At 72.3% G+C, this 26,012-nt stretch carries 18 protein-coding genes; 8 read left to right on the top strand and 10 right to left on the bottom strand.

Going from position 1 to position 26,012, the window contains the following annotated elements:
• Positions 1-5 precede the first annotated feature (5 nt).
• The 3 genes from ACZ3X1_RS29905 to ACZ3X1_RS29895 form a co-directional block, all read right to left on the bottom strand.
• Positions 6-4,955, bottom strand: coding sequence for an NAD-glutamate dehydrogenase (locus tag ACZ3X1_RS29905; RefSeq protein ID WP_467281684.1), 4,950 nt, complete (start codon positions 4,953-4,955; stop codon positions 6-8).
• Positions 4,956-5,322: 367 nt separating this feature from the next.
• Entirely contained in the window at positions 5,323-5,988 is a 666-nt protein-coding gene (locus tag ACZ3X1_RS29900; protein WP_467281682.1) for an HAD family hydrolase, read from the bottom strand.
• The gene (locus tag ACZ3X1_RS29895; protein WP_467281680.1) at positions 5,985-6,485 is read right to left on the bottom strand and encodes a DUF6912 family protein; all 501 of its coding nucleotides are present in this window, start codon (positions 6,483-6,485) and stop codon (positions 5,985-5,987) included. Before ACZ3X1_RS29895 ends, ACZ3X1_RS29900 begins: the two co-directional genes overlap by 4 nt.
• A gap of 313 nt (positions 6,486-6,798) precedes the next feature.
• Here ACZ3X1_RS29895 and ACZ3X1_RS29890 point away from each other — a divergent pair, with 313 nt between their 5' ends.
• On the top strand, positions 6,799-7,266 hold the full coding sequence (locus ACZ3X1_RS29890; RefSeq protein WP_356815351.1) for an Rv3235 family protein: 468 nt from the start codon (positions 6,799-6,801) through the stop codon (positions 7,264-7,266).
• Positions 7,267-7,461: 195 nt separating this feature from the next.
• Here the strand turns inward: ACZ3X1_RS29890 and secA are convergent, their stop codons facing one another.
• Complete coding sequence (gene secA / locus ACZ3X1_RS29885) at positions 7,462-10,254, bottom strand: preprotein translocase subunit SecA (protein WP_467281678.1); 2,793 nt, start codon at positions 10,252-10,254, stop codon at positions 7,462-7,464.
• 239 nt (positions 10,255-10,493) lie between these two features.
• Between secA and ACZ3X1_RS29880 the strand changes: the two genes are divergently transcribed.
• Positions 10,494-11,114, top strand: coding sequence for a GNAT family N-acetyltransferase (locus ACZ3X1_RS29880; protein WP_467281676.1), 621 nt, complete (start codon positions 10,494-10,496; stop codon positions 11,112-11,114).
• A 9-nt stretch (positions 11,115-11,123) separates the two neighbouring features.
• Positions 11,124-12,305, top strand: a complete 1,182-nt coding sequence (locus ACZ3X1_RS29875; RefSeq protein WP_467281674.1) for a winged helix-turn-helix domain-containing protein — start codon at positions 11,124-11,126, stop codon at positions 12,303-12,305.
• A 35-nt stretch (positions 12,306-12,340) separates the two neighbouring features.
• Here the strand turns inward: ACZ3X1_RS29875 and ACZ3X1_RS29870 are convergent, their stop codons facing one another.
• The 6 genes from ACZ3X1_RS29870 to mtrA all read right to left on the bottom strand — a co-directional run bounded on the left by ACZ3X1_RS29870 (position 12,341) and on the right by mtrA (position 19,713).
• Entirely contained in the window at positions 12,341-13,093 is a 753-nt protein-coding gene (locus ACZ3X1_RS29870; protein ID WP_356815785.1) for a response regulator transcription factor, read from the bottom strand.
• Positions 13,094-13,283: 190 nt separating this feature from the next.
• Positions 13,284-13,979 carry a ribosome hibernation-promoting factor, HPF/YfiA family gene (gene hpf, locus ACZ3X1_RS29865; protein WP_390074630.1) on the bottom strand — a complete coding sequence of 232 codons (696 nt, stop codon included), beginning with the start codon at positions 13,977-13,979 and terminating at the stop codon, positions 13,284-13,286.
• A gap of 325 nt (positions 13,980-14,304) precedes the next feature.
• A complete protein-coding gene (locus ACZ3X1_RS29860; RefSeq protein ID WP_467281672.1) occupies positions 14,305-15,081 on the bottom strand; it encodes a ComF family protein in 777 nt (258 codons plus the stop codon).
• Positions 15,082-15,208: 127 nt separating this feature from the next.
• The gene (locus ACZ3X1_RS29855; protein ID WP_467281670.1) at positions 15,209-17,086 is read right to left on the bottom strand and encodes an LpqB family beta-propeller domain-containing protein; all 1,878 of its coding nucleotides are present in this window, start codon (positions 17,084-17,086) and stop codon (positions 15,209-15,211) included.
• Positions 17,076-18,935, bottom strand: coding sequence for an MtrAB system histidine kinase MtrB (mtrB, locus tag ACZ3X1_RS29850; protein WP_467281793.1), 1,860 nt, complete (start codon positions 18,933-18,935; stop codon positions 17,076-17,078). The genes ACZ3X1_RS29855 and mtrB overlap by 11 nt, the downstream gene beginning before the upstream one ends.
• Positions 18,936-19,023: 88 nt before the next feature.
• Entirely contained in the window at positions 19,024-19,713 is a 690-nt protein-coding gene (mtrA, locus tag ACZ3X1_RS29845; protein ID WP_187405629.1) for a two-component system response regulator MtrA, read from the bottom strand.
• 234 nt (positions 19,714-19,947) lie between these two features.
• Here mtrA and ACZ3X1_RS29840 point away from each other — a divergent pair, with 234 nt between their 5' ends.
• The 5 genes from ACZ3X1_RS29840 to ACZ3X1_RS29820 all read left to right on the top strand — a co-directional run bounded on the left by ACZ3X1_RS29840 (position 19,948) and on the right by ACZ3X1_RS29820 (position 25,714).
• Positions 19,948-21,195 carry a hypothetical protein gene (locus ACZ3X1_RS29840; RefSeq protein ID WP_467281667.1) on the top strand — a complete coding sequence of 416 codons (1,248 nt, stop codon included), beginning with the start codon at positions 19,948-19,950 and terminating at the stop codon, positions 21,193-21,195.
• Positions 21,196-21,202: 7 nt separating this feature from the next.
• Entirely contained in the window at positions 21,203-21,883 is a 681-nt protein-coding gene (locus ACZ3X1_RS29835; protein WP_356815860.1) for a DUF4129 domain-containing protein, read from the top strand.
• A 167-nt stretch (positions 21,884-22,050) separates the two neighbouring features.
• Positions 22,051-23,421 carry a DUF4350 domain-containing protein gene (locus ACZ3X1_RS29830; RefSeq protein ID WP_467281662.1) on the top strand — a complete coding sequence of 457 codons (1,371 nt, stop codon included), beginning with the start codon at positions 22,051-22,053 and terminating at the stop codon, positions 23,419-23,421.
• Positions 23,418-24,404, top strand: a complete 987-nt coding sequence (locus ACZ3X1_RS29825) for an AAA family ATPase (RefSeq protein WP_362632443.1) — start codon at positions 23,418-23,420, stop codon at positions 24,402-24,404. Before ACZ3X1_RS29830 ends, ACZ3X1_RS29825 begins: the two co-directional genes overlap by 4 nt.
• Complete coding sequence (locus ACZ3X1_RS29820) at positions 24,404-25,714, top strand: DUF58 domain-containing protein (RefSeq protein WP_467281660.1); 1,311 nt, start codon at positions 24,404-24,406, stop codon at positions 25,712-25,714. Before ACZ3X1_RS29825 ends, ACZ3X1_RS29820 begins: the two co-directional genes overlap by 1 nt.
• Positions 25,715-26,012 lie beyond the last annotated feature (298 nt).

Here is a 26,012-nt window from a genome sequence, read left to right as displayed (position 1 = left end):
GACGATCAGCTGTGCGCGCGCAGCAGCGACCGCATGGTCCGCATCGCCACCGACAGGTTCGCCAGGTCGAAGGCGTCCGAGCCCCGGATCTCCTCCAGGGTCGTCCGGGCCCGCCCGATGATCGCCGCGTTCTTCTCCTCCCACGCCTTGAAGCGCTCCTCGGGAGTCGAGGTGCCGTTGCCCACGGACAGCACGTCCGCGGTCAGGGCCGCGTGCGCCGCGAACAGGTCCTCACGGATGGACGCGCGGGCCATGGACTGCCAGCGGTCGGCCCGCGGCAGCTCGATGATCCGGTCCATCAGCTGCGTGATGTCCAGTCGGTCGGCGAGGTCGTAGTACACCTCGGCGACACCCAGCGGGTCCACGCCCGTCCGGTCCGCGATCGCGACGATGTCCAGCGTCGGGAAGGCCGAGGAGAACCCGGCGACCTTCGCCGCCAGCTCCTCCGGCACGCCCTCGCCGGTCAGCTCGTCCATGACCAGCTGGTACCACTCCAGGTCCGCACCGCGCACCAGCTTCGGCAGCTCCGCCCACACCCCGGCCACCCGCTCGCCGAAGAAGGCGATGGTCTCGGTGATCTGGAGCGGCTGCGGCCGGTTGTTGAGCAGCCAGCGCGTACCGCGCTCGACCAGGCGGCGCGAGTGCAGGCGCACCCGGGTCTGGACGTCCGCGGCCACCTTGTTGTCGAGCGCCTCCACGGCGTCCCACACCTCGGCGAGGCCGAAGATCTCACGGGCCGCGAGCTGCGCCCGGACGATCTCCTCCGTGGAGGCCCCGGTCTCCTCGCGCAGGCGGTGCAGGAAGGTCGAGCCACCGGTGTTGACGGTGTCGTTGACCAGGACCGTCGTGATGATCTCGCGGCGCAGCGCGTGCGCGTCGATCTGCTCGGAGAACTTGTCGCCCAGGGCCGCCGGGAAGTACGCGAAGAGCAGGCGGCGCAGGTACGGGTCGTCCGGCAGCTCGGTGGCGATGAGCTCGTCCGCCGTCGTGATCTTCGTGTACGCGAACAGCACCGCCAGCTCCGGCTGGGTCAGCCCCTTGCCGTTGTTCAGCAGTTCGCGGATCTGCCGGTCGGTGGGCAGGAACTCAAGCTCGCGGTTGAGCAGTCCGGCGTTCTCCAGGCGGCGCATGAAGCGCTGCTGGGCGTGGAGCAGGCTGGGGGCCTGGGCCGAGCCGTTGGCCAGCGCGGTGTTCTGCGCGTAGTTGTTGCGCAGCACCAGGCGGCCGACCTCGTCGGTCATCTGCGCGAGCAGCTTGTTGCGCTGCTTGACGGTCATGTCACCGTCGGTGACGACCGCGTTGAGCAGGATCTTGATGTTCACCTCGTGGTCGGAGGTGTCCACGCCGGCGCTGTTGTCGATGGCGTCGGTGTTGACCTTGCCGCCCTCGCCGCCGGCGCCGCTGCGGGCGAACTCGATGCGGCCGAGCTGCGTCAGGCCCAGGTTGCCGCCCTCGCCGATGACCTGCGCCCGCACGTCGCAGCCGTTGACGCGAATGGCGTCGTTGGCCTTGTCGCCGACGTCGGCGTGCGTCTCGGACGTCGCCTTGACGTACGTACCGATGCCGCCGTTCCACAGCAGGTCCACCGGGGACTGCAGGATCGCCTTCATCAGGTCGGCCGGGGTCATCTTGGTGACGCCCGTCTCGATGCCCAGGGCCTCTCGGACGTGTGCGTTGACCGGGATGGACTTCGCGCTGCGCGGGTGGATGCCACCGCCCGTGGAGAGCAGCGAGGTGTCGTAGTCGGCCCACGAGGAGCGCGGCAGTTCGAACAGCCGGCGGCGCTCCGCGTACGAGACCGCCGCGTCCGGGGTCGGGTCGATGAAGATGTGCCGGTGGTCGAAGGCGGCCACCAGGCGGATGTGCTCGGAGAGCAGCATGCCGTTGCCGAAGACGTCACCGGACATGTCGCCGACGCCGACGACGGTGAAGTCCTGGGTCTGGGTGTCGTGGCCGAGCTCGCGGAAGTGCCGCTTGACGGACTCCCACGCGCCGCGGGCGGTGATGCCCATGCCCTTGTGGTCGTAGCCTGCCGAGCCGCCCGACGCGAAGGCGTCGCCGAGCCAGAAGCCGTAGGACTCCGCCACGCCGTTGGCGATGTCGGAGAACGTCGCGGTGCCCTTGTCCGCGGCGACGACGAGGTAGGTGTCGTCCTCGTCGTGACGGACCACGCTCCGCGGCGGCACGACCTCGCCGGCGACCATGTTGTCGGTGATGTCGAGCAGCGCCGAGATGAAGATCTTGTACGAGGCGATGCCCTCGGCGAGCCAGGCGTCGCGGTCCACCGACGGGTCGGGGAGGTTCTTGGCGACGAAGCCGCCCTTTGCGCCGACCGGCACGATGACGGTGTTCTTGACCATCTGCGCCTTGACCAGGCCGAGGATCTCCGTACGGAAGTCCTCGCGGCGGTCGGACCAGCGCAGGCCGCCTCGGGCGACCTTGCCGAAGCGCAGGTGGACGCCCTCGACGCGCGGGGAGTACACCCAGATCTCGTACGCCGGGCGCGGCGCCGGCAGGTCCGGGATGGCCTGCGGGTCGAACTTCATCGACACGTAGGCGTGCTGCTCGCCCTGGGAGTCGAGCTGGAAGAAGTTCGTGCGCAGGGTCGCCTTGATGAGGGTGAGGAAGGCCCGCAGGATGCGGTCCTCGTCGAGCGAGGCGACCTGGTCCAGGGCCCCGTCGAGCTCCTCCAGCATGGCGTCCACGAGTTCGCTGCCGGCGGCCTGGCGGACGGGCGACATCCGGGCCTCGAAGAGCGAGACCAGCAGCCGGGTGGTGTGGACGTTGTTGCGGAGGGTGTCCTCCATGTAGTCCTGGCTGAAGGTGGAGCCGGCCTGGCGCAGGTACTTGGCGTACGCGCGCAGGACGACTGCCTGCCGCCAGGTCAGGCCGGCGCTCAGCACGAGGGAGTTGAAGTTGTCGTTCTCGGCCTGGCCGTTCCAGACGGCCGCGAAGGCGTCCTGGAAGCGCTCGCGGGCGTCGTCGCCGAGGTCGCCCGCCGAGAGCCGCAGACCGAAGTCGTAGATCCACGCGTTCGTGCGGTCCGAGCAGCGCAGCTCGTACGGGCGCTCGTCGGTGACCTCGACGCCGAGGCGCTGGAGCACCGGCAGGACGGCGGACAGGGAGACCTGCTCACCGGCGCGGTAGATCTTGAAGCGGCGCTCGCCGGGGCCGGCGCCGACCGGCTCGTACAGCGACAGCGCGAAGTCCTTGTCGCTGCCGCGCAGCTTCTCCAGGTGCACGAGGTCGGCGACGGCGGCGCGCGGCGAGTGGTCGGCCTTGTAGCCCTCGGAGAAGGCGGTGCCGTAGCGCCGCAGCAGCTCCGCGGCGCGCTCCTCGCCGAGCTCGGCGTTGAGGGCCTGGTCGAAGCCGTCGGCCCAGGAGCGGGCCGCCTCGACGAGGCGGCCCTCGATGCGCTCGACGTCGCCGTCGGTCAGCACGGGCAGCTCGGTGCCCTGCGGGACGCGGATGACGAAGTGGATGCGGGAGAGGATCGACTCGGTGTTCCAGGCGGTGAAGTCGACGCTGATGCCGCCGAGCTCCTCGCGCAGGATGTCCATCAGGCGCAGCCGCACACCGGTGGTGAAGCGGTCGCGCGGCAGGTAGACCAGCGCGGAGTAGTAGCGCCCGTACTCGTCTTGGCGCAGGTACAGCCGCAGCCGGCGGCGTTCCTGGAGGTAGAGAACCGAGGTGACGATGGACTGGAGCTGGTCGACCGGGGTCTGGAACAGCTCGTCGCGCGGGTAGGTCTCCAGGATCTGCGTCAGGTCGCGGCCGTCGTGGCTGGCCGGCGAGAAGCCGGCCCGCTCCAGGACCTCGGCTACCTTGCGGCGGATGACCGGCACGCGGCGCACGGACTCGGTGTACGCGGCGGAGGAGAACAGGCCGAGGAAGCGGCGCTCGCCGATGACGTTGCCGTCGGCGTCGAACTTCTTGACGCCCACGTAGTCGAGGTACGAGGGACGGTGCACGGTGGAGCGGCTGTTGGCCTTGGTCAGCACCAGCAGGCGGTGCTCGCGGGCCTTGGCGCGGGCGTCGGCCGGCAGCCGGTTGAACGACGGCGAGACAGGGTGGCCGTCGTCCTTGCCGCTGTGGTGCGGGTCGGAGCGCAGGATGCCGAGGCCGGTGCCGGGCACGGCGGACAGGGAGTCGCCGTCGACGAGGTTGTACTCGCGGTAGCCGAGGAAGGTGAAGTGGTCGTCGGCGAGCCAGCGCAGCAGCTCACGGGCCTCTTCGAGCTCGTACTCGCGCAGGTCCGGGGCGGTGGGCTCGTCGGGCAGGCCCTCGGCGATGCGCAGCGCGGCGTCGCGCATCTTCTCCCAGTCCTCGACGGACTCGCGTACGTCGGACAGGACGCGCAGCAGGTCGGCGTTGATCTGCTTGAGGTCGGCGCGGTCGGTCTCGCGGTCGATCTCGACGTGGATCCAGGACTCGACGAGGGAGTCGTGGGGGCGCGCGGTGCGGGGGCCGTGGGCGTCGCAGTCGGGGCCGAGGATCTCGATCAGCTTGCCGGTGACGTCACGGCGGACGACGACCTGCGGGTGGATCACGACGTGGATGCCGCGGCCCTGGCGGGACAGCTCGTTCGTCACGGAGTCCACGAGGAAGGGCATGTCGTCGGTGACGACCTCGACGACGGAGTGGCTGGAGGTCCAGCCGTTCTCCTCCACCGTGGGGGTGTGCACGCGCACGTTCGCGGTGCCCTGCGGCCGGTTCTCGGCCAGTCGGTAGTGGGAGAGCGCGGCTCCGAATACATCCTCCGGGTCCCGGTCCGTGAGGTCCTCGGGCGCCGTGTGCAGGTAGTAGCGCTGGAGGTAGGAGAGGACCGCGTCCCGGTCCGGACGCTCTCCCTGCTCGGACCCAGTCGGAAGTAGCCCCCCGGCCGGGCTGTGCTCAGCTACCCGGGCCGCCCGTGCGAGCAGCTCGGCCTTTGCTTCGTCCAGCTTGGTCTGCATGTCCTCTGGCTCCTGTCGCGCGCCATTGCGTGACGTAGGTGAAGGAAGGAATGACATAGCGCCGCGAGGCGGGGTGTCCGTTCCGAATCGACGCTATGCCGTCGTGAGAGCCGACCGGGAGGGAATGAGCCAAGATCGGCTGGCGCTCCCGGTGGCGGGGATCAGCGATGGCCCGGGCACTGTCGTGCGCCGGGCGCAGGCCGGAGGCTCCAGTGCCCCCGAGGGATATCGCGCTGATCACGGGTACAAGGCTATCCCGACCTACCCCCAAGTCGTCATTCGCCGCATCTGTACAAATCTTGGGGTGGAACTTTGACACTCTGGCCAGCGACGTGGCAGGCCGTCCGTGCAGCGGCCTGGCCAGTCGCTATTCGGCCAGCTCGCGAGCTGTCAGAACGGCCTCGGCCAGGCTGTCCACGACGGGCACTCCGGCTGATTCCAGACTGCGGCGGCTGTGCGAACCGCCCGTGTAGAGGACCGCGCGGGCGCCCACGTGGGCGGCCGCGAGGGCGTCGTCCACCGCGTCTCCGATGAGGACCGTACGGTCGGCGGTCACGCCCGTCGCGTCGAGGGCCTGCAGGTGGCGTACGAGATGTCCCGCCTTGGAGGTGTGGGAGGGGCCGGTCCGCCCGTCGACGCGCACGAAGTGCCCGTCGATGCCGTGGGCCCGTACCAGCGGCACGAGTTTGTCGTGGGGCGCGAGGGAGAGCAGGGACTGGGTGAGCCCGTCGTGCTGCCAGTCCCGGAGCAGTTCCCGGGCGCCGTCGGCGAGCCCGGAGTCCGCCGCGGCGGCCCAGTAGTGGCGGTGGAAGGTCTCGTCCATGACGAGCCACTCCTCCTCGGTGGGCAGCCGTCCCATGAGGCGCTCGTAGAACTTGGGCACCGGTACGACATACAGCTCGCGGTACGTCTCCAGGGTGATCGGCGCGAAGCCGAGCTCGGCGAAGGAGGCGTTCGTCGCGATGATCACGGCGTCGATGTCGTGGAGGAGCGTGCCGTTCCAGTCCCACACGATGTGGTGCGTGCGGGTCATTTCAGCAGCCCCGGGATCTCCTGCACGCCGAACCACAGCAGCTCGTGGTCCTCGGCCCCGTCGACGGTGAACCGCGCGTCCTCGTCCCCGCCGTCGGCGGCGGGCAGGGCCAGCGCGGCGGCGGCGACGTCCTCGGCGGCGTCGACGGCGTCCACGTGCACCGCGGCAGCCACGGTCAGGCGCACGGCGGCGGCGAGGCTCACCTGGCCGAGGGCGGCCTCGTCGACCCCCGGGGTGGCGGTGGCGGCCTTGTCGTCCACGTCGAGGGCGACCACGACGCGTCGGCGGGGTGCGCCGGGGTCGGCGGCGAGCAGCCGCAGCGAGGCGGCCGCCGCCCGGCCCAGGGCCGCGTACTCCAGCTCCTCGATGTCGTCCGAGACGTACCACTCGCGCAGCCCGGGGGTGACGGCGTACGCCCGCAGCGGGGCGGGGCCCAGCTCACCCGCCTTGTGCACCTCGGCGAGCGCGGGGAGGGTCAGGGGGACGTACACACGCATGGCCGGCTGCTTTCGGTAGTCGGAAAACGCACCCAGGATACGACTCGGAGGGGGTCGGCAGGGGTCGGCATGGTGACGGCCGCCGTACCCCATCGGGCTGTCGGGGCGCGCCGGGCGCCCGTCCACCCGCTGATCCGGCGCCCGGCCCGGCCCGCGCGGGGGCGGCGGGGCGGGCACTCGGATAGGTGAACCGGGCGGGCGGCGGGCCGGCGCTCGGCCGTGGTTGCGGAGCGTGTTCGCCGACCGTAGAAGGTCTCCATCAAGTTACCGCCCGGTACCGCTCCGGGCCCGGCCTGTTCGGGGGCAGAACGCGATGGACACCACGACGCGCGGCACGATCGGCAGCAACGGCGGCCGCCGCCGGCCCGCGGGCCGCTCCGGTACCCGCCCCGCCGGGCGGCGCGACCAGCGACGCCCGGCGGGTCCCGCGGGGCCGGTTGCTCCCGCGGGCACCAAGGGCCCGGCGGGCCCGCACCACTGGTTCGCCGAACGCCTCCTGGCCGTGGTGAGCGGCCTGCGCCCGGTCCACTCTCTCCTGGGCCACACCGTCGGCCCCGCCTACCAGCAGCTGGTCACCCTGGCGCCCGCGGACCCGCTGCGCGAGCGCCTGCGCCCGGTCGTCCGCCGCTGCGGCCGCTTCATCCCCGGCCCGGGCGTCATCGAGGCCTTCGCCCGCATCGCCACCGGCGACCGCGTGACGGCGATGGCCTTCCGCCTGGAACAGGGCCCGGACCTCCGCTGGCGCTGCGCGGCGGTGGAAATCCGCGGCCCGCTCCCATAGATCACACCGTCTCCAGCCCCGCCGCCCCTCCAGCCCCGCCGGCGCTTGAGGCGCGGGGGCCCGGGGGCAGCGCCCCCGCCACGGCGCCGCACCCGGCACCACACCGCCACCCCGGCGGAGCCAGACGGCAGAACGGCCGGGGCCGGACACCCGTACGGTGTCCGGCCCCGGCCGACAGCTCAACCCGGCAGCGGGCTACTTCTTGCGGCGACGCCCACCCGCGGCCTTCTGCGCCTTGCGGCGCTCGGCCCGCGTCATCCCGTCACCGGCGGCGTCGTTGTCGAAGTCGCCCTCGATCACGCCGCCCTCCCCGTCGACCGTCGGGGCGGAGAAGTGCAGCCGGTCCGGACGCTGCGGCGCGTCCAGCCCCTTCGCCCGGATCTCCGGACGCGCGGCCGGCACCGGCTCCTTCGTCAGCGACGGCGCCGCGTCCTGCACCGGAAGCTCCTCGACCTGCTGCTCGACCTGGACCTCCAGGTTGAACAGGTAGCCGACGGACTCCTCCTTGATGCCTTCCTGCATGGCGTTGAACATGTCGAAGCCCTCGCGCTGGTACTCGACCAGCGGGTCCTTCTGGGCCATCGCCCGCAGGCCGATGCCCTCCTGCAGGTAGTCCATCTCGTACAGGTGCTCACGCCACTTGCGGTCCAGCACCGACAGGACCACGCGCCGCTCCAGCTCGCGCATGATCTCGGAGCCGAGGGCCTTCTCGCGGGCCTCGTACTGCTCGTGGATGTCGTCCTTGACGGACTCCGCGATGAACTCGGCGGTGATGCCGGCGCGGTCGCCCGCGGCCTCCTCCAGCTCCTCGATGGTGACCTTCACCGGGTAGAGCTGCCGGAAGGCGCCCCACAGGCGCTCCAGGTCCCACTCCTCGGCGAAGCCCTCGACCGTCTCGGCCGCGATGTACGCGTCGATCGTGTCGTCCATCATGAAGCGCACCTGCTCCTGCAGGTCCTCGCCCTCCAGGACGCGGCGGCGCTCACGGTAGATGACCTCGCGCTGGCTGTTGAGCACCTCGTCGTACTTCAGGACGTTCTTGCGCGTCTCGAAGTTCTGGGTCTCGACCTGCGACTGGGCCGACGCGATCGCACGCGTCACCATCTTGTTCTCGATCGGCACGTCGTCCGGCACGTTCGCCATCGCCATGACGCGCTCGACCATCTGCGCCTTGAACAGGCGCATCAGGTCGTCACCCAGCGACAGGTAGAAGCGGGACTCGCCCGGGTCGCCCTGTCGGCCGGAGCGGCCGCGCAGCTGGTTGTCGATACGGCGCGACTCGTGGCGCTCGGTGCCCAGCACGTACAGCCCGCCGAGCCCCTTGACCTCCTCGAACTCCGCCTTCACGGCCGCCTCGGCCCGAGTGAGCGCCTCGGGCAGGGCGTGCGCCCACTCCTCGATGTGCTCCTCGGGGTCCAGGCCGCGCTGGCGCAGCTCCGCCTCGGCGAGGTCGTCCGGGTTGCCGCCGAGCTTGATGTCGGTACCGCGGCCGGCCATGTTGGTGGCGACGGTGACCGCGCCGCGACGGCCGGCCTGGGCGACGATCGTCGCCTCACGGTCGTGCTGCTTGGCGTTGAGCACCTCGTGCGGGATGCCGCGCTTGGAGAGCTGCTGGGAGAGGTACTCGGACTTCTCGACCGACGTCGTACCGACGAGGATGGGCTGGCCCGTCTCGTGCTTCTCCGCGATGTCGTCGACGACGGCGGCGAACTTGGCGACCTCGGTCCGGTAGATCAGGTCGGGCTGGTCCTTGCGGACCATGGCGCGGTTGGTCGGGATCGGGACCACGCCGAGCTTGTAGATCTGGTGGAACTCGGCGGCCTCGGTCATGGCCGTACCGGTCATGCCCGACAGCTTCGAGTACAGGCGGAAGAAGTTCTGCAGGGTGATCGTGGCGAGGGTCTGGTTCTCGTCCTTGATGTCCACCCCTTCCTTCGCCTCGATCGCCTGGTGCATGCCCTCGTTGTAGCGGCGGCCGGCGAGGATACGGCCGGTGTGCTCGTCGACGATCATGACCTCGCCGTCGATGACGACGTAGTCCTTGTCCTTCTTGAACAGTTCCTTCGCCTTGATGGCGTTGTTCAGGTAGCCGACGAGCGGGGTGTTCACCGACTCGTAGAGGTTCTCGATGCCGAGCCAGTCCTCGACCTTGGCCACACCGGCCTCGTGGATGCCGACGGTCCGCTTCTTCTCGTCGACCTCGTAGTCGCCGGTCTCCTCGATGCCCTTGAGCGGCTGTCCGGCCTCGCCCCTGGTCAGACGGGTGACCAGCTTGGCGAAGTCCGCGTACCACTTCGTGGCCTGGTCCGCGGGGCCCGAGATGATCAGCGGGGTGCGGGCTTCGTCGACGAGGATCGAGTCGACCTCGTCGACCACGGCGAAGTTGTGGCCGCGCTGGACGAGCTCGTCCTGCGACCATGCCATGTTGTCGCGCAGGTAGTCGAAGCCGAACTCGTTGTTCGTGCCGTACGTGATGTCGCAGCTGTACTGCTCGCGACGCTGCGCCGGCGACATGTTCGCCAGGATGCAGCCGACGGACAGGCCCAGGAACTTGTGGACGCGGCCCATCATCTCGGAGTCGCGCTCGGCCAGGTAGTCGTTCACCGTGATCAGGTGGACGCCCTTGCCGGACAGCGCGTTCAGGTACGCCGGCAGCGTGCCGACGAGGGTCTTGCCCTCACCGGTCTTCATCTCGGCGACGTGGCCGAGGTGCAGCGCCGCGCCACCCATGATCTGGACGTCGTAGTGGCGCTGGCCGAGGACGCGCTTGGCCGCCTCGCGCACCGTCGCGAAGGCCTCGGGCAGCAGGTCGTCCAGGCTCTCACCGTCCTGGTAGCGCTGCTTGTACTCGTCCGTGAGCGCCCGCAACTCGGCGTCGGAGAGGTTGACGAAGTCCTCTTCGATGGAGTTGACCTGGTCCGCGATGCGGTGCAGTTTGCGCAGGATCTTGCCTTCGCCTGCACGCATGAGCTTGTTGAAGACGGACACCGAGGTTTGTCTCCTTGCCGGTCGGGCCTGGGCACTGTACGTACACGGGCACGGCAGGTGGGCCCCACCGCAACGGCCATCGTAAGCGAGGACTCGGCCGCGTCGGGAGGTCCGCCGTTCCCAGAGGGCACGGGTGCCCGTATTGAGAACGTCCGGGGGACACCGAAGGTGCCGCATCGCCCGGGCGGATTCCCGAAAAGTGTTCGCTCCGGGCGTCGCGGCCGCAGCACAATCCACGCATGGAGCCCACCACACTGACCACCGAACGCCTCGTGCTCACGCCGTTCGCCCCCGAGGACGCCGCCGAGGTGTACGCCGCCTGCCAGGACCCCGAGATCCAGCGCTGGAACGAGGTCCCCTCCCCTTACGGGCGCGCGCACGCCGACACCTGGGTGAACGAGACCGTGCCGGCGGGCTGGCGCGGGGACACCGGGTACAGCTTCGCGGTCCGGCTCGGTGCCGGGGGCCCGCTGGTGGCGGCCGTGGGCGTGCATCCGCGCGGCGAGTCCGTGTTCGAGATCGGCTTCTGGGCGGTGAAGGAGCACCGGGGCCGCGGCTACGTGACCGAGGCGGTCGGCGCCGCCGCCCGCTGGGCCTTCGCCGAGCTGGGCGCCGGCCGCCTGGAGTGGCGGGCCGACGTCGGCAACGCGGCCTCCCGGGCCGTCGCCGACAAGGCCGGCTTCCGGATGGAGGGGACCCTGCGCGCCGGGATCTCCCACCGCGGCACCCTCCGTGACTGCCGGGTCGGCGCCCTGCTCCCCTCCGACCTGGGCCTGCCCTCCCACCTGCCGTACCTGCCGGCACCCACGGTCCAAGCCGGGCCGCTGCCGGGCGGGCCCGTTGTCAGTGGCCGCCCCTAAGCTCGCCGCATGACCAGCCTGCCGCCGCCGACCGTGTCCCTGTCCGCCGACGAGGCCCGCCGGATCGCCCTGCGCGCGCAGGGCTTCCTCGGCGCCCCCGACCGGCGCGGCGGGGTCCGGGGAGTCCTGCGCCACCTGGGCGCCGTCCAGCTCGACACCATCTCGGTGCTGGCCCGCTCGCACGAGCTGATCCCGTACGCACGGCTCGGCGCGGTCGGCCGGGACGCCGTGGAGAAGGCCTACTGGACCGAGCGGCACGCCTTCGAGTACTGGTCGCACGCGGCCTGCATCCTGCCCATCGAGGAATGGCCGCATTTCGCCTTCCGCCGCCGGGCACGCCGGGCGCGCGGCCACCGCTGGCACGTCCTGCAGGACAAGGACCGCTCGACGCAGGCGGTCCTGGACCGGCTGAAGGCGGACGGTCCGCTGACCTCCACCGAGCTGGGCGGCGCCAAGAACGGCGGCGAGTGGTTCGAATGGTCCGAGACCAAGATCGCGGTGGAGTGGCTCCTCGACACCGGCGAGGTGGTGTGCAGCGAGCGCCGCGGCTGGAAGCGGGTCTACGACCTCCCCGAGCGGGCCGTGCCCGACGCCCTGCTCCACGACGACCTGGACGACCGCGAGTGCCTGCGCCGCCTGGTGGCCCTGGCCGGCCGCTCCCTCGGTGTCGGCACCCGCGCCGACATCGCGGACTACCACCGGCTCAAGGGGGAGGAGTTCGACGCGGTGGCCGCGGACTCCGGGCTGGTCCCGGTGGAGGTCGAGGGCTGGGCCAAGCCCGCCTGGGCGGACCCGGCGGCCCTCGCGACGGCCCCCCGGGGCCGCCACCGCACGACGCTGCTGTCGCCCTTCGACTCCCTGGTCTGGGACCGTCCGCGCACGGAGCGGATCTTCGGCTTCACGCACCGCCTGGAGGCGTACGTCCCCAAGCCCAAGCGGATACACGGGTACTTCGCGATGCCGCTGCTGGCGGGCGGCCGGCTCCAGGGCCGCGTCGACCCGGCCCGCGAGGGCCGCACGCTGGTCGCGCGGCAGCTCTCGCTGACCTCCCCCGCGGCCTCGCCCGCGATGGCGCGGGCCCTGCGGGAGGCGGCGGAGTGGGTCGGCTGCGACGCGGTCCGCGTGGAGCGGGCGCAGAGCGCCGCCGAGGCAGCGGCGGTGACGGCCGAACTGACCGCACTGGGCGCCTGACCGGGCCGCCCCGACGGGGGCGAGCGGGCGGCCGGCTAGCGGATCTCCAGGATCTTCTCCCGCATCGCGTAGACCACGGCCTCCATCCTGGAGTGCAGCTGGAGCTTCTCCAGGATGTTGCGGACGTGGTTCTTCACGGTGTTCTCGGAGATGAACAACTCCTTCGCGATGTCGCGGTTGTTCATGCCGGTGGCCACCAGCTTCAGGACCTCCAGCTCCCGGTCCGTCAGCCTCGGCGCCGGCACCAGCCGCCGCTCGTCGGTCCGCTGGATCATCGACTTGAACTCGGTGAGGAGCTTCGACGCCATCGACGGGCTGATCTGCGACTGGCCGTCGGCCACCGCGCGGATCGCCGTGGCCACTTCGTCCGTGGAGATCTCCTTCAGGAGGTACCCGGTCGCGCCCGCCTTGATCGCGTCGTAGAGGTCCGCCTCCTCGTCGCTGATCGTCAGCATGATGATCTTCGCGGAGGGCGCCACCTCCTTGATCGAGGTGCACGCCTCGATACCGCCGCGCCGGGGCATCCGCACGTCCATGAGCACGATGTCCGGCAACAGGTCGGCCGCCTTGTCCACCGCCTCCGCGCCGTCCCCGGCCTCGCCGACGACCTGGATGTCCTCCTCCTGCGCCAGGACGATCTCCAGTCCCCGGCGGAAGAGCGCGTGGTCGTCGACCACGAGCACCCTGATGGGCTCCCCGGCCGACGGGCCGGCGGTTCCTCCCGAGGGGTCCGCCCCGCGGCGGTCCTCGCCGTCGTCCGCGCGTACCGGACCGAAGCTGTCCGCCATCGTGCCTCCCCCTGCATGTGCTGAGCTGCCGGGCCAACCGGACACGTTCCGCAGCCGGTTGACTGCCCGCCATGATTCCATGCCCGCACCACGGCGCGGGGGATGCCGGCGGACCTCCTGGCGCATACCGGTCATGCAGGTGCCCCCGCGGAGGCGCCGAAGCGTCCCGCGGGGGCAGCGAACGGTCTGCTCAGCCGCCGAGCGCGCCACCCGCGCCGCCCCGCGGCTCCTCCGAGCTGGAGGCCCCGTCGGGGTTCACATGGATGACGCCGTAGTCATAGGCGTGACGCCGGTAGACGACACTGGGCAGCTTCGTCTCGGAGTCGACGAACAGATAGAAGTCGTGGCCGACCAGCTCCATCTCGTACAGAGCCTGGTCGAGCGACATGGGCGCGGCCGAGTGGGTCTTCTCGCGAACGATCAGCGGGCCTTCGCCCTGCACTTCGATGGGTCCGATCCGGGTGACCGGAACTCCGTCCGCCTTCTCCTCGGTGACCGGTTGGCCGCTGCCGTTGAGCGACGCGACGCCCGGCACGACGTCGGCGACCTCTGCCGCCGGGATCCGGCCGCTGCCACGGCGGGTGTAGCGCTTGTCGTGCTGCTTGCGCAGCCGGGCCTCCAGCTTGTCCTGAGCCAGGTCCAGCGCCGCGTACGGGTCGGCGGCGGCCGCCTCGGCCCGGATCACCGGGCCCCGCGAATGCAGGGTGATCTCCACGCGGTCGGAACGGTCGGCCTGGCGCGGGTTGTGCTCCTTGGACACCTCGACGTCCAAGCTGATCACCTTGGCGTCGAGCTTCTGGATCCGCTCCGGATTCAGCTTCTCGGCCACGTGCTTGCGGAACCGCTCGGGCACCTCTGTCTTGCGGCCCTTGACGACGATGTCCACGCAGAACTCCGTTCCCGGATAGCTCCGCCCGACGGGGCGAAGCGTCTCCCTTTCGCACCAGACTCCGGTGAAGGCCGGAGCCTCGGACTTGGCGACTTTCACCTCCTCCTCCCCCATCGGCAAGATCTAAATCCCACCGACTTCGGAGCGGGAGAACAGCCTCCTGAGTTCCTACAACCGAACATATCCCTCTATGACGGTTGTCGGCACCCGCTACTGGCCTGTACTTCCAGTCCAGTGGCCGTTTCCTCGTACTACCTGCAACGATGGGCCTTCCCCTCCAGTTCCAAATCTATTCACGGGTTTTCCCCCGGAGGCGTTGCGGCTACCGCCCGGACGCATGGGGGTGCCTGCCGGCCGCCCGCACGAAGGAGTCCGCCGGCGCGGCCACCACCGCCGCCCGCAGCACGCCGTCTGCGCTCACGCCCGCACCTTCCCCGGATGCGCCCCCGTATCCCCCCGCCAGGCCCGCCGCGCGCACCGCCCGGGCCGCCTCGGCCAGCGTCGCCCCGGTGGTGACCACGTCGTCCACGAGTACGATCCGGGCCCCCTCCGTAAGCCGCGCCCCGTCCCGGCGCACCGCCAGCGCGCCCGCGAGGTTCTCCCGCCGCTGCCGGGCCCCCAGACCCGCCTGGTCCGCCACCGCCCGCCGCAGCGCCAGTACGGGCGCCACGCGCGCGGGAACACCGGTCCGCCGCAGCCGTCCCGCCGCTGCCAGGGCGATCCTGCGCGCCGGATCGTGGCCGCGCGCCCGCACCTGCCGGCGCGCCGACGGCACCGGCACCAGCGCCACCTCGCACCGCCCCCACCCCGGCCCGCCCGCCAGGACGGCCGCCGCCAGCGCGGCGCCCAGCACTCCGGCCAGCGGGAGCGCCCCGCGCTCCTTGTGGGCCAGCAGGACGGCGCGTACGGCCCCCTCGTAGGCGGCGGATGCCTGTACCACCGGCAGCCCCTCAGGACGCGGAGACGGGCTCACCAGCCCCGCCTCGGCCCCACTGAGCGCGCCCCTGCAGTCGCCGCACACCAGCACGCGGACGGCACCGCACCCGGCGCAGTCGACCGGCAGGACCAGCCCGGCGAGCTCCTGCCACCACCCCCGCATGGCTCCCACCCTGGCGGCCCGGCGCCCGGCCCGCCACCCCTGTGGACAACGCCCGGCGGAGGGGCTGGGGCCGCGCCTCGGCAGCACCCCGGCCGGCCGCACCCCCGCCGGTCGGTCGCCGCCGTGCTCAGCCCGGGTAGACCGGCGACCCGCCGCCCGCGACCACCGTGCGCCACTGCGCCCCCGGCGGCAGCCAGACGATCCCGTCCTCCGAGAACGCCACCACCGGCTTCGGCTTCGACTCGTCCTCCGCGGCCGCGACCGCGACCTCGGACAGCCCCGTGGCCCCCGGCAGGCTCGCCGCCACCATCGAGCCGTCCGCCAGCATGTAGCGGGCCTGCTGCACCCCGCCCTTCTCGCGGCCCACCACCAGAAGCCGGCCCCGCGGCGCCCAGCTCATCGTCGTCACGTTCGCCATCTGCGGGGCCGCGGGACGCAGCTCGCGCACCGACACCGCGGAGACGTCGCCCTTCGCGTCGGGCCGCTCGATCCGCCCGATGTAAAGGATCTTGTTGTTGGCGTCCTGTTCCAGCAGCAGCGCGATCCGCGCGCCGTCGGCGGACACCTTCAACGAGGCGATCCGCCGGCCGTCGAGCCCCGCCACCTGCACCCGCTCGGGCATCGCGGTCCCGCCCGGCACCCGCCACAGCCCCGGGTGCTGCGGATCCCGGTCCGCGACCCACAGGTCGCCCGAGGCGTCCCAGCTCGGCGCCGTCAGCGTCTCCGCCTTCCCGCCCCTGCCGATCGGCACCTGCGCCGGCATCGGCCCGCCCCCGGACATCGCCACCACGTACAGCCCGTGCCCGTCCTCGGAGACCACGGCCGCGCGCCGCTCGTCGTGCGAGACCGCGGCCGAGCTGACCTTGAACGCTGGGAGCGCCGCCAGCGGCCCCGGCACCGGTTCGGTGTGGGTCTGCTGGTCGTCGCTGCTCACGTCGAGCTTCATCCGGACCAGCCGCTTGTCGTTGTCGACGAAGTACTGGAAGTCGGGGATCTTGGGCCGGTTGGCGATCGCGTCCGCGCTCACCGAGGTCACCGAGCACAGGGACGACGTCTTGTCGTCGGAGGAGCGCAGCAGTTCGACCTGGTCGAGCCGCGACCCCGTCAGGTCCTTGACCGTGTACAGGAGCTGGGTGGCCATCTTCTTGCACTGCGGCTGCGCGACGTTGCCCACCTTGTCGTTGAGCGGCACGCGCAGCGTGTTCTGGCCGTCGTACGAAAGGGACTTGGTGCCCGTACGCAGTTCCGTACCCGTGGGGAAGCTGGACTCCACGACCGGCGCGAGCCACCGGGACGGCCCTGCGAGCAGCGACTGCACGGTCTGCGTGGTCGGGTCCATCCGCGAGGCGGGGTCGGTGCGCTGGCGCACGTAGACCGGGTCGGCGACGAGCGTGGCGCCCGCGAAGTAGTACTTGTTCACCGGCATGTAGATGCGCTGGAAGTCCGACTCGCTGAGCACGAGGCCGCTGGGCGGGGTCGAGATGCGCCACTGCTTGTCCTCGTCCTGGACGAGCTGCAGCTGCTCCTCGTAGTCCCCCCCGGCCTGCGGCTGGTACGCGCTGTGTTCGTCGACGGTCGCGAGCTTCTTGCCGGTCACCTTCCAGCGGGGGCCCTCTGGGTCCTTCTCGCCGCGGACCGCGACCCGGCTGAGGCCGGAGGAGAGCACGGTGACGGCCGAGCCGGGCTTCCAGGACTTCGCGGCGGCCGGCGTGAGGTACTTGCGGGCGGTCTCCAGCTGCGGGTCGTCGCTGGTCATCGCCTCCAGGAAGCCGTCGACGATCTCCGCCGGCGTGGCCTTGTCCGCGGGCGGTACGCCGAACACCCGCACCTGCGAGTCCACGCCCTGCGAGGCCTGCACCGCGCGGATCTCGCCGCTGTCGGGCATCGAGGCGCAGCCGGCCAGGAGCAGCCCGGCCGCTGGGAAGGCGTACACCCGCAACGTGCGCAGGCGTCGGCCCCTCACCCGTGCGCTCCCCCACCGCGCGTCCACGGGCTCACCGTCCATCGGCTCGATCCTCCTGTTGTGCCTGCTCGGCCGGGCGGGCCACGACCCGGGCCCCGCTCCCCGGGAGGGCCGTCGGGTCGGCGGGCACCGACATCGCGCCCGCGACCGGCGCCCGCGGCGGTATCGGCGAGCGGTCCCCGGCATCGGACGTCTGCCGCTCCGCCGCGCTGTCCGAGGCCGCCGCGGCGTCCGCCGCGGCCCTGGCCCGGTTCGCCCGGGAGTCCTCGGGCTCCAGCGGGATGGGCGAGCCGCGCAGCGGCTCGTCGGCCGTGCGCGGCAGCGTCAGCCGGAACTGCGAGCCGCCGCCCGGCTCGCCCCACGCCTGGAGCCAGCCGCCGTGCAGCCGGGCGTCCTCGACGGCGATGGACAGGCCGAGGCCGGTCCCGCCGGTCGTGCGCGCCCGCGCCGGGTCGGCCCGCCAGAAGCGGTTGAAGACGCGGGTTGCCTCGCCGGGCTTCAGCCCGACGCCGTAGTCCCGTACGGCGACGGCGACGGCCCCGCCCGCGGACGCCAGTCGGACCACCACGTCGCGGCCCTCGCCGTGCTCCACGGCGTTGACGACGAGGTTGCGCAGCACCCGCTCGACGCGCCGCGAGTCGGCCTCGGCGATGACCGGCTGGGTGTCGCCGAGGACCCGGATCCGGGTGCCCTTGTGCTCGGCGAGCGGCTCGGCGCCGTCGATGACGCGGCGCACCACCTCGCGCAGGTCGATGGGCTCCGCCTCCAGGGCCGCCGCCCCGGCGTCGAAGCGGCTGATCTCCAGCAGGTCGGCGAGGAGCGACTCGAAGCGGTCGAGCTGCCCGGCGAGCAGCTCCGCGGAGCGCGCCGTCACCGGGTCGAAGTCGACGCGGGCGTCGTGGATGACGTCGGCCGCCATCCGTACCGTCGTCAGCGGCGTCCGCAGCTCGTGCGAGACGTCGGAGACGAACCGGCGCTGCATCCGGGACAGCTCCTCCAACTGCTGGATCTTGTTCTGGAGGTTCTGCGCCATCTTGTTGAAGGCCTCGCCCAGGCGCGCGATGTCGTCCTCGCCGGTGACCTTCATCCGCTCCTGGAGCCGCCCCGCCGACAGCCGCTCGGCGATCCCGGCGGCCATCCGTACGGGGCTCACCACCTGGCGTACGACGAGCCAGGCGACGCCGCAGAGCAGGACGACGACGAACAGGCCGGCGGTCACGATGGTGACCTTGATCAGGTTGAGGGACTCCTCCTCCTGCGTGAGCGGGAAGAGGTAGTACAGGTCGTACGGGTCCCCGTTGATGTCGGTGAGCCGCTTGCCCACGACCAGCGCCGGCTCGGGCTCCTTCTGGTCGGCCCCGCTGGTGTAGCGGATCTCGGAGAAGGTCTTGAACGTGCCGGTGGCGTGGTTGACGGCCCGGCGCAGGCTGAGCGGCACGCTGGCGGTCGGATCCACGTTCCCGGAGGCACGGGCGCCCCGGACGCCCTGCGCGCCGGGCTGGAGCTGCTCCCCGGTGCCGGCCCCGAGCGCGACCACCTCGAAGGCGGTCTGCCCGCCACTGGCCAGCTGCTTGACCAGGGAGTTCATCCACGTACTGGCGTCACGGCCGACCTTGTTGTCGGTCGCGTCGGGCCCGTCCACGGTCGCGGGGGTGTTGGCCTTCTCCTGCGCCACCGCGAAACCGCCCGCGGCCTGGCTCTGCGCGGCCTCCTCCTTGGCGTCGAGGAGGCCCTTGCTGACCTGCGCGATGACGACGAATCCCAGGGCCAGGACCACGGAGAGCGAGATCAGCAGCGTGGCGGCGACCACCCGGAGCTGGATGTTGCGCCGCCACAGCCGGACAGCCGGAAGCAGCGGCCGCCGCACGAGACGTACGAACAGCCGCAGCATGCGGCCCGCCGGCGCCCCGTCCCGGAGCAGCCTGCCGGTCCACGGGCGGGAACCGCCCCGGACCCTGCCCGAGGTGCCGGACTGCACGTCAGCTGGGTCCGGCCTTGTAGCCGACACCGCGCACCGTCACGACGATCTCGGGGCGCTCCGGGTCCTTCTCGACCTTCGAGCGCAGGCGCTGCACGTGCACGTTGACCAGGCGGGTGTCCGCCGCGTGCCGGTAGCCCCAGACCTGCTCCAGCAGCACTTCACGGGTGAACACCTGCCAGGGCTTGCGCGCGAGAGCGACCAGCAGGTCGAACTCGAGCGGCGTCAGGGCGATGGACATGCCGTCCCGCTTGACCGAGTGCCCGGCCACGTCGATGACCAGGTCACCGATGGCCAGCTGCTCGGGCGCGGGCTCCTCCGACCGGCGCAGGCGGGCCCGGATACGGGCCACCAGCTCCTTCGGCTTGAACGGCTTGACGATGTAGTCGTCGGCCCCGGACTCCAGACCCACGACCACGTCCACCGTGTCGCTCTTGGCGGTGAGCATGACGATCGGCACGCCGGACTCGGCCCGGATCAGCCTGCAGACCTCTATGCCGTCCCGTCCGGGCAGCATGAGGTCCAGCAGGACCAGGTCGGGCTTCGCCTCCCGGAAGGCAGCGAGTGCCTTGTCACCGTCCGCTACGAACGACGGCTCAAAACCTTCTCCCCGCAGCACAATGCCGAGCATCTCGGCCAGCGCGGTGTCGTCGTCGACGACGAGGACGCGTCCCTTCATGTTTGACATCATCCCATTAGCCAATCGTTACCCGGCGGTGAGCTGTCCCACAGCCAAAAGGGCTGGAAATCGCCCCTCGGACCTGCGTGGACATCGGCTCGACCGGTCAGACCCGGATCCGGGCGACAATTGAAGGTACGGGCTACCGGGCATCCGGGGGGACGGCTGGTCCGTTCGGGGCCCTCACGTGGCACGATGGCAGCGACCAGCGCCCCCGCCGCAGCAGGTGGATGTGAAGGAGCGACGATGAACGACTCTCCGGGCTGGGCTACGCCCGGATCCTCTCCGTCCGACGGCGACCGGCAGGGACCCCCCGCCGGCCGGCCGGCCACCGACGGCGGCGCGCAGCAGCCCGAACAGCCCACCGGCGACCCCAAGTGGTCCGCCGAGCAGCCCCCGCCCGGCCAGTGGTCGAGCCCCGGCGCGACACCTCCCGCCGACACCCCGCCCCCTCCGGCGCAGCCCGCTGCCGGATGGGGACAGCAGCCCGGCGCCTCGTACGGCGGCCAGTACTCCTACCCGGGCGGCCCGGGCCAGTGGGGCCGGGCCGCCGCCGCCAAGCCCGGAGTGATCCCGCTGCGCCCGCTCGGCCTCGGCGAGATCCTCGACGGGTCGGTCGCCACCATGCGCACGCACTGGCGCTCCGTCGTACCGATCACCCTGGTCGTGGCCACGGTCATCCAGGTCATCAGCGTGCTCGTGCAGAAGTTCATGCTGAGCGACCTGCCCCTCAGCTCCACCGAGGACATGACCGCCGAGGAGGCGATCGACAGCCTCGGCAGCACCCTCGCGGTGTCGGTGGTCAACCAGTTCATCCAGGTCCTCGGGACGATCGTGGTCACCGCGATGCTCACGATGATCTTCAGCCGGGCCGTCCTGGGACAGCACTCCTCGGTCTCCGAGGCCTGGCGCGACGCGCGCCCCCAGCTGCTGCGCCTGGCCGGCCTGACCCTGCTGCTGGCCCTCGGCATCATCCTCCTCGGCGCCGTGCTGGTCCTGCCGGGAGCCCTCGCGGGCAACATCGGCCTCGCCGTCGTCGGCGTCGTCGCCTGGCTGCCGCTGGTCATCTGGCTCGGGATCAAGTTCAGCCTGGCCTCCCCCGCCCTGATGCTGGAGAAGAGCACCCTCATCAAGGCCTTCGCGCGCTCCTCGAAGCTCGTCGGCGGCTCCTGGTGGCGCATCTTCGGCATCACGGTCCTCACCAGCCTGATCGCCTTCATGGTCGCGCTGATGGTCGTGGCGCCGTTCCAGATGATCGGCCTCTTCGCCTTCGGCGGCGGCATCGACTCCCTGGAGGACGGCAGCGCCCAGTCCGCCTGGGGGCCGCTGATCTTCTCCGGGATCGGCCTGATCATCGCCCAGACGATCATCATGCCCATCCAGTCCGGCGTCACCGTCCTCCTCTACGTCGACCAGCGCATCCGCCGCGAGGGCCTCGACCTGGAACTCGCCCGGGCGGCCGGCATCGAGAACTACGGCACGACCGGAGGCTGACCCACCGATGATGAGCACGGGGGGCCTCATCACCCGCACCGCGGCACTCCTGCCGGGCGCGGAGACACCACCAGTGACGACACCGCGCACACCGGCCCAGGAGGCGGCGGAGCGCGAACTGTCCAAGCCGATGTACCACGAGAACGACCCGAGCCTGGTGGACCGCGCCCTGCGCGCGTTCTTCGACTGGCTGGACGACCTGTTCGGCGCCGCCTCCGCGGCGACCCCCGGAGGCGCCGTGGGCCTGGTCGCCGTCCTCCTCGTGGTCGTCCTGGCCGTCGCCGCCCTGTGGTGGCGCCTGGGCTCCCCCCGCCGCACCGCCGCCTCCGCGAACGCCCTCTTCGACGACGGCGTCCGCAGCGCGGCCGACCACCGCACCGCCGCCGAGGCCCACGCCGCCGCCGGCCGCTGGACGCAGGCCGTCCAGGAACGCATGCGCGCCGTGTTCCGCTCCCTGGAGGAACGCACCCTCCTGGACCCGCGCCCGGGCCGCACCGCCGACGAGGCGGCCGCCGAAGCCGCGCTCTGCCTGCCGGACCACGCCGCCGACCTCCGCGCCGCCGCCCGCACCTTCGACGACGTCACGTACGGCGGCCGCACCGCCGACCCCGACGCCTACGCCCGCCTGCGCACCCTCGACCTCGCCCTGGACCGCACCAAGCCGCTCCTGACAGGACGCACCGCATGACCGGCCCCAGCGACCCCGCATCCGACGGGACCAGCAACACACGGGAGCCATCCCCCCGGGGCCCCGAACCCACCGGTTCCGACGGGACCGGGAGCACACGGGAGCCATCCCCCCGGGGGGCCGAACCCGGACGGACCACCGCCGCCGGTTCCGGTGCGGCCGGGAGCGTGTCGGGGCGATCCCCGCAGGGCACCGAACGCACCGCCGCCGCGCTGTCCGGCCCCGGGCACCGTTCGGCGCCCGAGGAGACGCCCCGGCGCGCGCCCGGCCCCGCCGGAACCGCCCCGGCCCCGACCACCGCCGCCGCCACGGCCCCGGCAGCAGGCACCGCCACCGCCACGGCCGCCGCCGAAGCCCCCGGCACGGGACCACGCACGCACCTCCGCCGAGCCACCCGCAGGGTCCGCCGCACCGCCGCCGTCCTCGCCGTCCTCGCCGCCGGCGCCGTCGTCCTCGCCGCCCTGAACTCCGGCACGCGCCACGGCCACCTCGACCCCCGCTCCGCCGACCCCACCGGCAGCCGCGCCGTCGCCGCGCTCCTCAAGGAACGCGGCGTCACCACCCGCGTCGTCACCACCGCCCGCGAGGCCGCCGACGCGGCCGGCCCCCGCACCACCCTCCTCGTCACCGACCCGGACCGGCTCGGCGCCGGCCAGCGCAGCGCCATCCGCTCGGCGATCGACCTCTCCGGCGGCCGCACCGTCCTCCTCGCCCCCGGCGACCACAGCCTCTCCGACCTGTCCCCCGGAGTCCGTACCGAGGGCGACGCCGGCGCCGACGACCTCGACCCCCGCTGCACCCTGCCCGCCGCCACCTCGGCCGGCCGCGCCGGCACCGGCGGCAACCTCCGCTACTCCACCGCCCTCCCCGGAGCGACCGCCTGCTACCCCAGCGGCGGCCACCCCACCCTCCTCGTCCTCCCCACCGGAACCGCCGGCGGCGACACCGTCCTCCTCGGCTCCGAGACGATCCTCCTCAACGAGAGCCTCGCCGAGCAGGGCAACGCCTCCCTCGCCCTGCAACTCCTCGGCTCCCGCCCGGACCTCGTCTGGTACCTGCCGTCCCTCGCGGACTCCGACCCCGGCACCGGCGCCGGCGACCAGGACAAGTCACTCCTCGAACTGGTCCCGGCCGGCTGGTCCTGGGCCCTGCTCCAGCTCTTCCTCGCCGCCGTCCTCGCCGCCCTCTGGCGCGCCCGCCGACTGGGTCCCCTCGTCACCGAGAACCTCCCCGTCGCCATCCGCGCCTCCGAGGCCACCGAGGGCCGCGCCCGCCTCTACCGCAAGGCCGCGGCCCGCGACCGCGCCGCGACCGTCCTGCGCGCCGCCGCCCGCGAACGCCTGGCCTCGCTGGTCGGCGTAGCACCCACCCAGGCCCACGAACCGGCCGCTCTGGTCCCGGCCGTCTCCGCCCGCCTGACCGGCGAGCCCCGGGACGTGACCGCCCTCCTCTTCGGCACCACCCCCTCCGACGACGCGGCGCTCGTCGCGCTCGCCGACCACCTCGACGCCCTCGAAAGAGAGGTCCGCACGTCATGACGTACCCGGCCACCGAGTCCACGGCCGCGACCGCGGACAGCGCCCGCGCTTCCCTCGAAGCGCTCCGCACCGAGATCGGCAAGGCCGTGGTCGGTCAGGACTCCGCCGTCACCGGCCTCGTCGTCGCACTGCTGTGCCGCGGCCACGTCCTCCTCGAAGGCGTCCCCGGCGTCGCCAAGACCCTCCTCGTGCGGGCCCTGGCCGCGTCCCTCGAACTCGACACCAAGCGCGTCCAGTTCACCCCGGACCTGATGCCCAGCGATGTCACCGGCTCGCTCGTCTACGACGCCCGCACCGCCGAGTTCTCCTTCCAGGACGGCCCGGTCTTCACCAACCTCCTCCTCGCCGACGAGATCAACCGCACGCCCCCCAAGACGCAGTCGTCCCTCCTCGAAGCGATGGAGGAGCGCCAGGTCACCGTCGACGGCACCCCGCGCAAGCTCCCCGAGCCGTTCCTCGTCGCCGCCACCATGAACCCGGTCGAGTACGAGGGCACCTACCCGCTCCCCGAAGCCCAGCTGGACCGCTTCCTCCTCAAGCTCACCGTGCCCCTTCCCTCCCGCGAGGACGAGATCGGCGTACTGAGCCGCCACGCCGCCGGTTTCGACCCCCGCGACCTGAAGGCCGCCGGCCTCCGCCCGGTCGCCGGCCGGGCCCAGCTCGAAGCGGCCCGCGAGGCCGTCGCCCGCGTCTCGGTCTCCCCCGAGATCGCCGGCTACGTCGTCGACATCTGCCGCGCCACCCGCGAATCGCCGTCCCTCGTCCTCGGCGTCTCCCCGCGCGGCGCGACGGCCCTCCTCGCGACCGCCCGCGCCTGGGCCTGGCTCACCGGCCGTGACTACGTCACCCCCGACGACGTCAAGGCCCTCTCCCTCCCGACGCTGCGTCACCGCGTGCAGCTGCGCCCGGAGGCGGAGATGGAGGGCGTCACGGCGGACGCCGTCATCACGGCGATCCTCTCCCACGTCCCCGTCCCGCGCTGATGGCCCTCACCGGACGCGCCGCCCTGCTGGCGGCCCTCGGCAGCATCCCGGTCGGCGTCCTGGAGCCGAGCTGGGCGGGCATGCTCGCGGTCAACGGCCCGATCGCGCTGGCCTGCGCGGTCGACTACGCCCTGGCCGCGCCGGTACGCAGCCTCGTACTGGCCCGTTCCGGCGACACCTCCATCCGCCTGGGCGAACCCGCGGACGTCCACCTCACCGTCACCAACCCCGGCCGCCGCACCCTCCGCGCCCGTGTCCGCGACGCCTGGCCCCCCAGCAGCTGGACCCCGGGCACGGAAGCGGCCGCGTCCCGCCACGAGCTGGTCGTCCCGGCGGGCGAACGCCGCCGCCTGACCACCCGTCTGCGGCCCACCCGCCGCGGCGACCGCCGCGCGGACCGCGTCACGATCCGCTCGTACGGCCCGCTCGGCCTGTGGGCCCGTCAGGGCAACCACCCCGCCCCCTGGACGGTTCGGGTCCTGCCTCCCTTCACCAGCCGCAAGCACCTGCCGTCCCGGCTGGCGCGGCTGCGTGAATTGGACGGCCGCACCAGCCTTCTGACCCGCGGTGAGGGAACCGAGTTCGACAGCCTGCGCGACTACGTCCCCGGCGACGAGACCCGTTCCATCGACTGGCGCGCCACGGCCCGTCAGCACAAGGTTGCCGTCCGCACCTGGCGTCCCGAGCGCGACCGGCACATCCTGATCTGCCTCGACACCGGCCGCACCTCGGCGGGCCGGGTCGGCGACGCCCCCCGCCTCGACTCCTCCATGGACGCGGCCCTGCTGCTGGCGGCCCTGGCCACCCGCGCCGGCGACCGGGTGGACCTCTTGGCCCACGACCGCCGCCCCCGCGCCCAGATCCAGGGCCGAGCGGCAGCCGACGTCCTCCCTTCCTTCGTGAACGCGATGGCCACCCTCGAACCGGAACTGGTCGAGACGGACTCGCGCACCCTGGTGTCCACCATCCTGCGCAGCGCCCCTCGCAGGTCCCTGGTGGTCCTCCTGACGAGCCTGGACGCCGCCCCCGTCGAAGAGGGCCTGCTCCCGCTCCTGCCACGTCTCACCCAGCGCCACACGGTTCTGCTGGCCTCGGTGGCCGACCCCCACGTGGCGGCGATGGCCGCCTCCCGGGGCACCGTGGACGCGGTCTACGAAGCCGCGGCCGCCACCCAGACCCAGGCCCAGCGCCGCCGCACGTCCGACCAGCTCACCCGTCACGGCGTCCACGTGGTCGACGCCACGCCCGACACCCTGGCCCCGACCCTGGCCGACGCCTACCTGTCGCTCAAGGCGGCGGGCCGCCTGTAGTCCCGCTCCAGCCGGGCAACCGCTTCGGCGCTGGAAACGCTGGGCGGGTACCCACCAGGAGGACATCACCGTTATCGGAAAGCGGTCCCCTTGCCTTCGGGGACACCGTCACCGCCGGCCGCTGGACGCTCGACACGAGCACCCTCGAGAGCTACCCCGCCGACTGGTACGCGCGGGGCCGGCGCCGCGAAATGCAATGGCCGGTGAACGCAGAAAAGCCCCGCACCAGAAGGTGCGGGGCTTTCCCACAATGATTGTTCGGCGGCGTCCTACTCTCCCACAGGGTCCCCCCTGCAGT

Source organism: Streptomyces sp. NPDC023541 (assembly GCF_055559995.1).
Note: the sequence above shows the minus strand (reverse complement) of the source record. Positions and strands in the feature narration are given on the sequence as shown.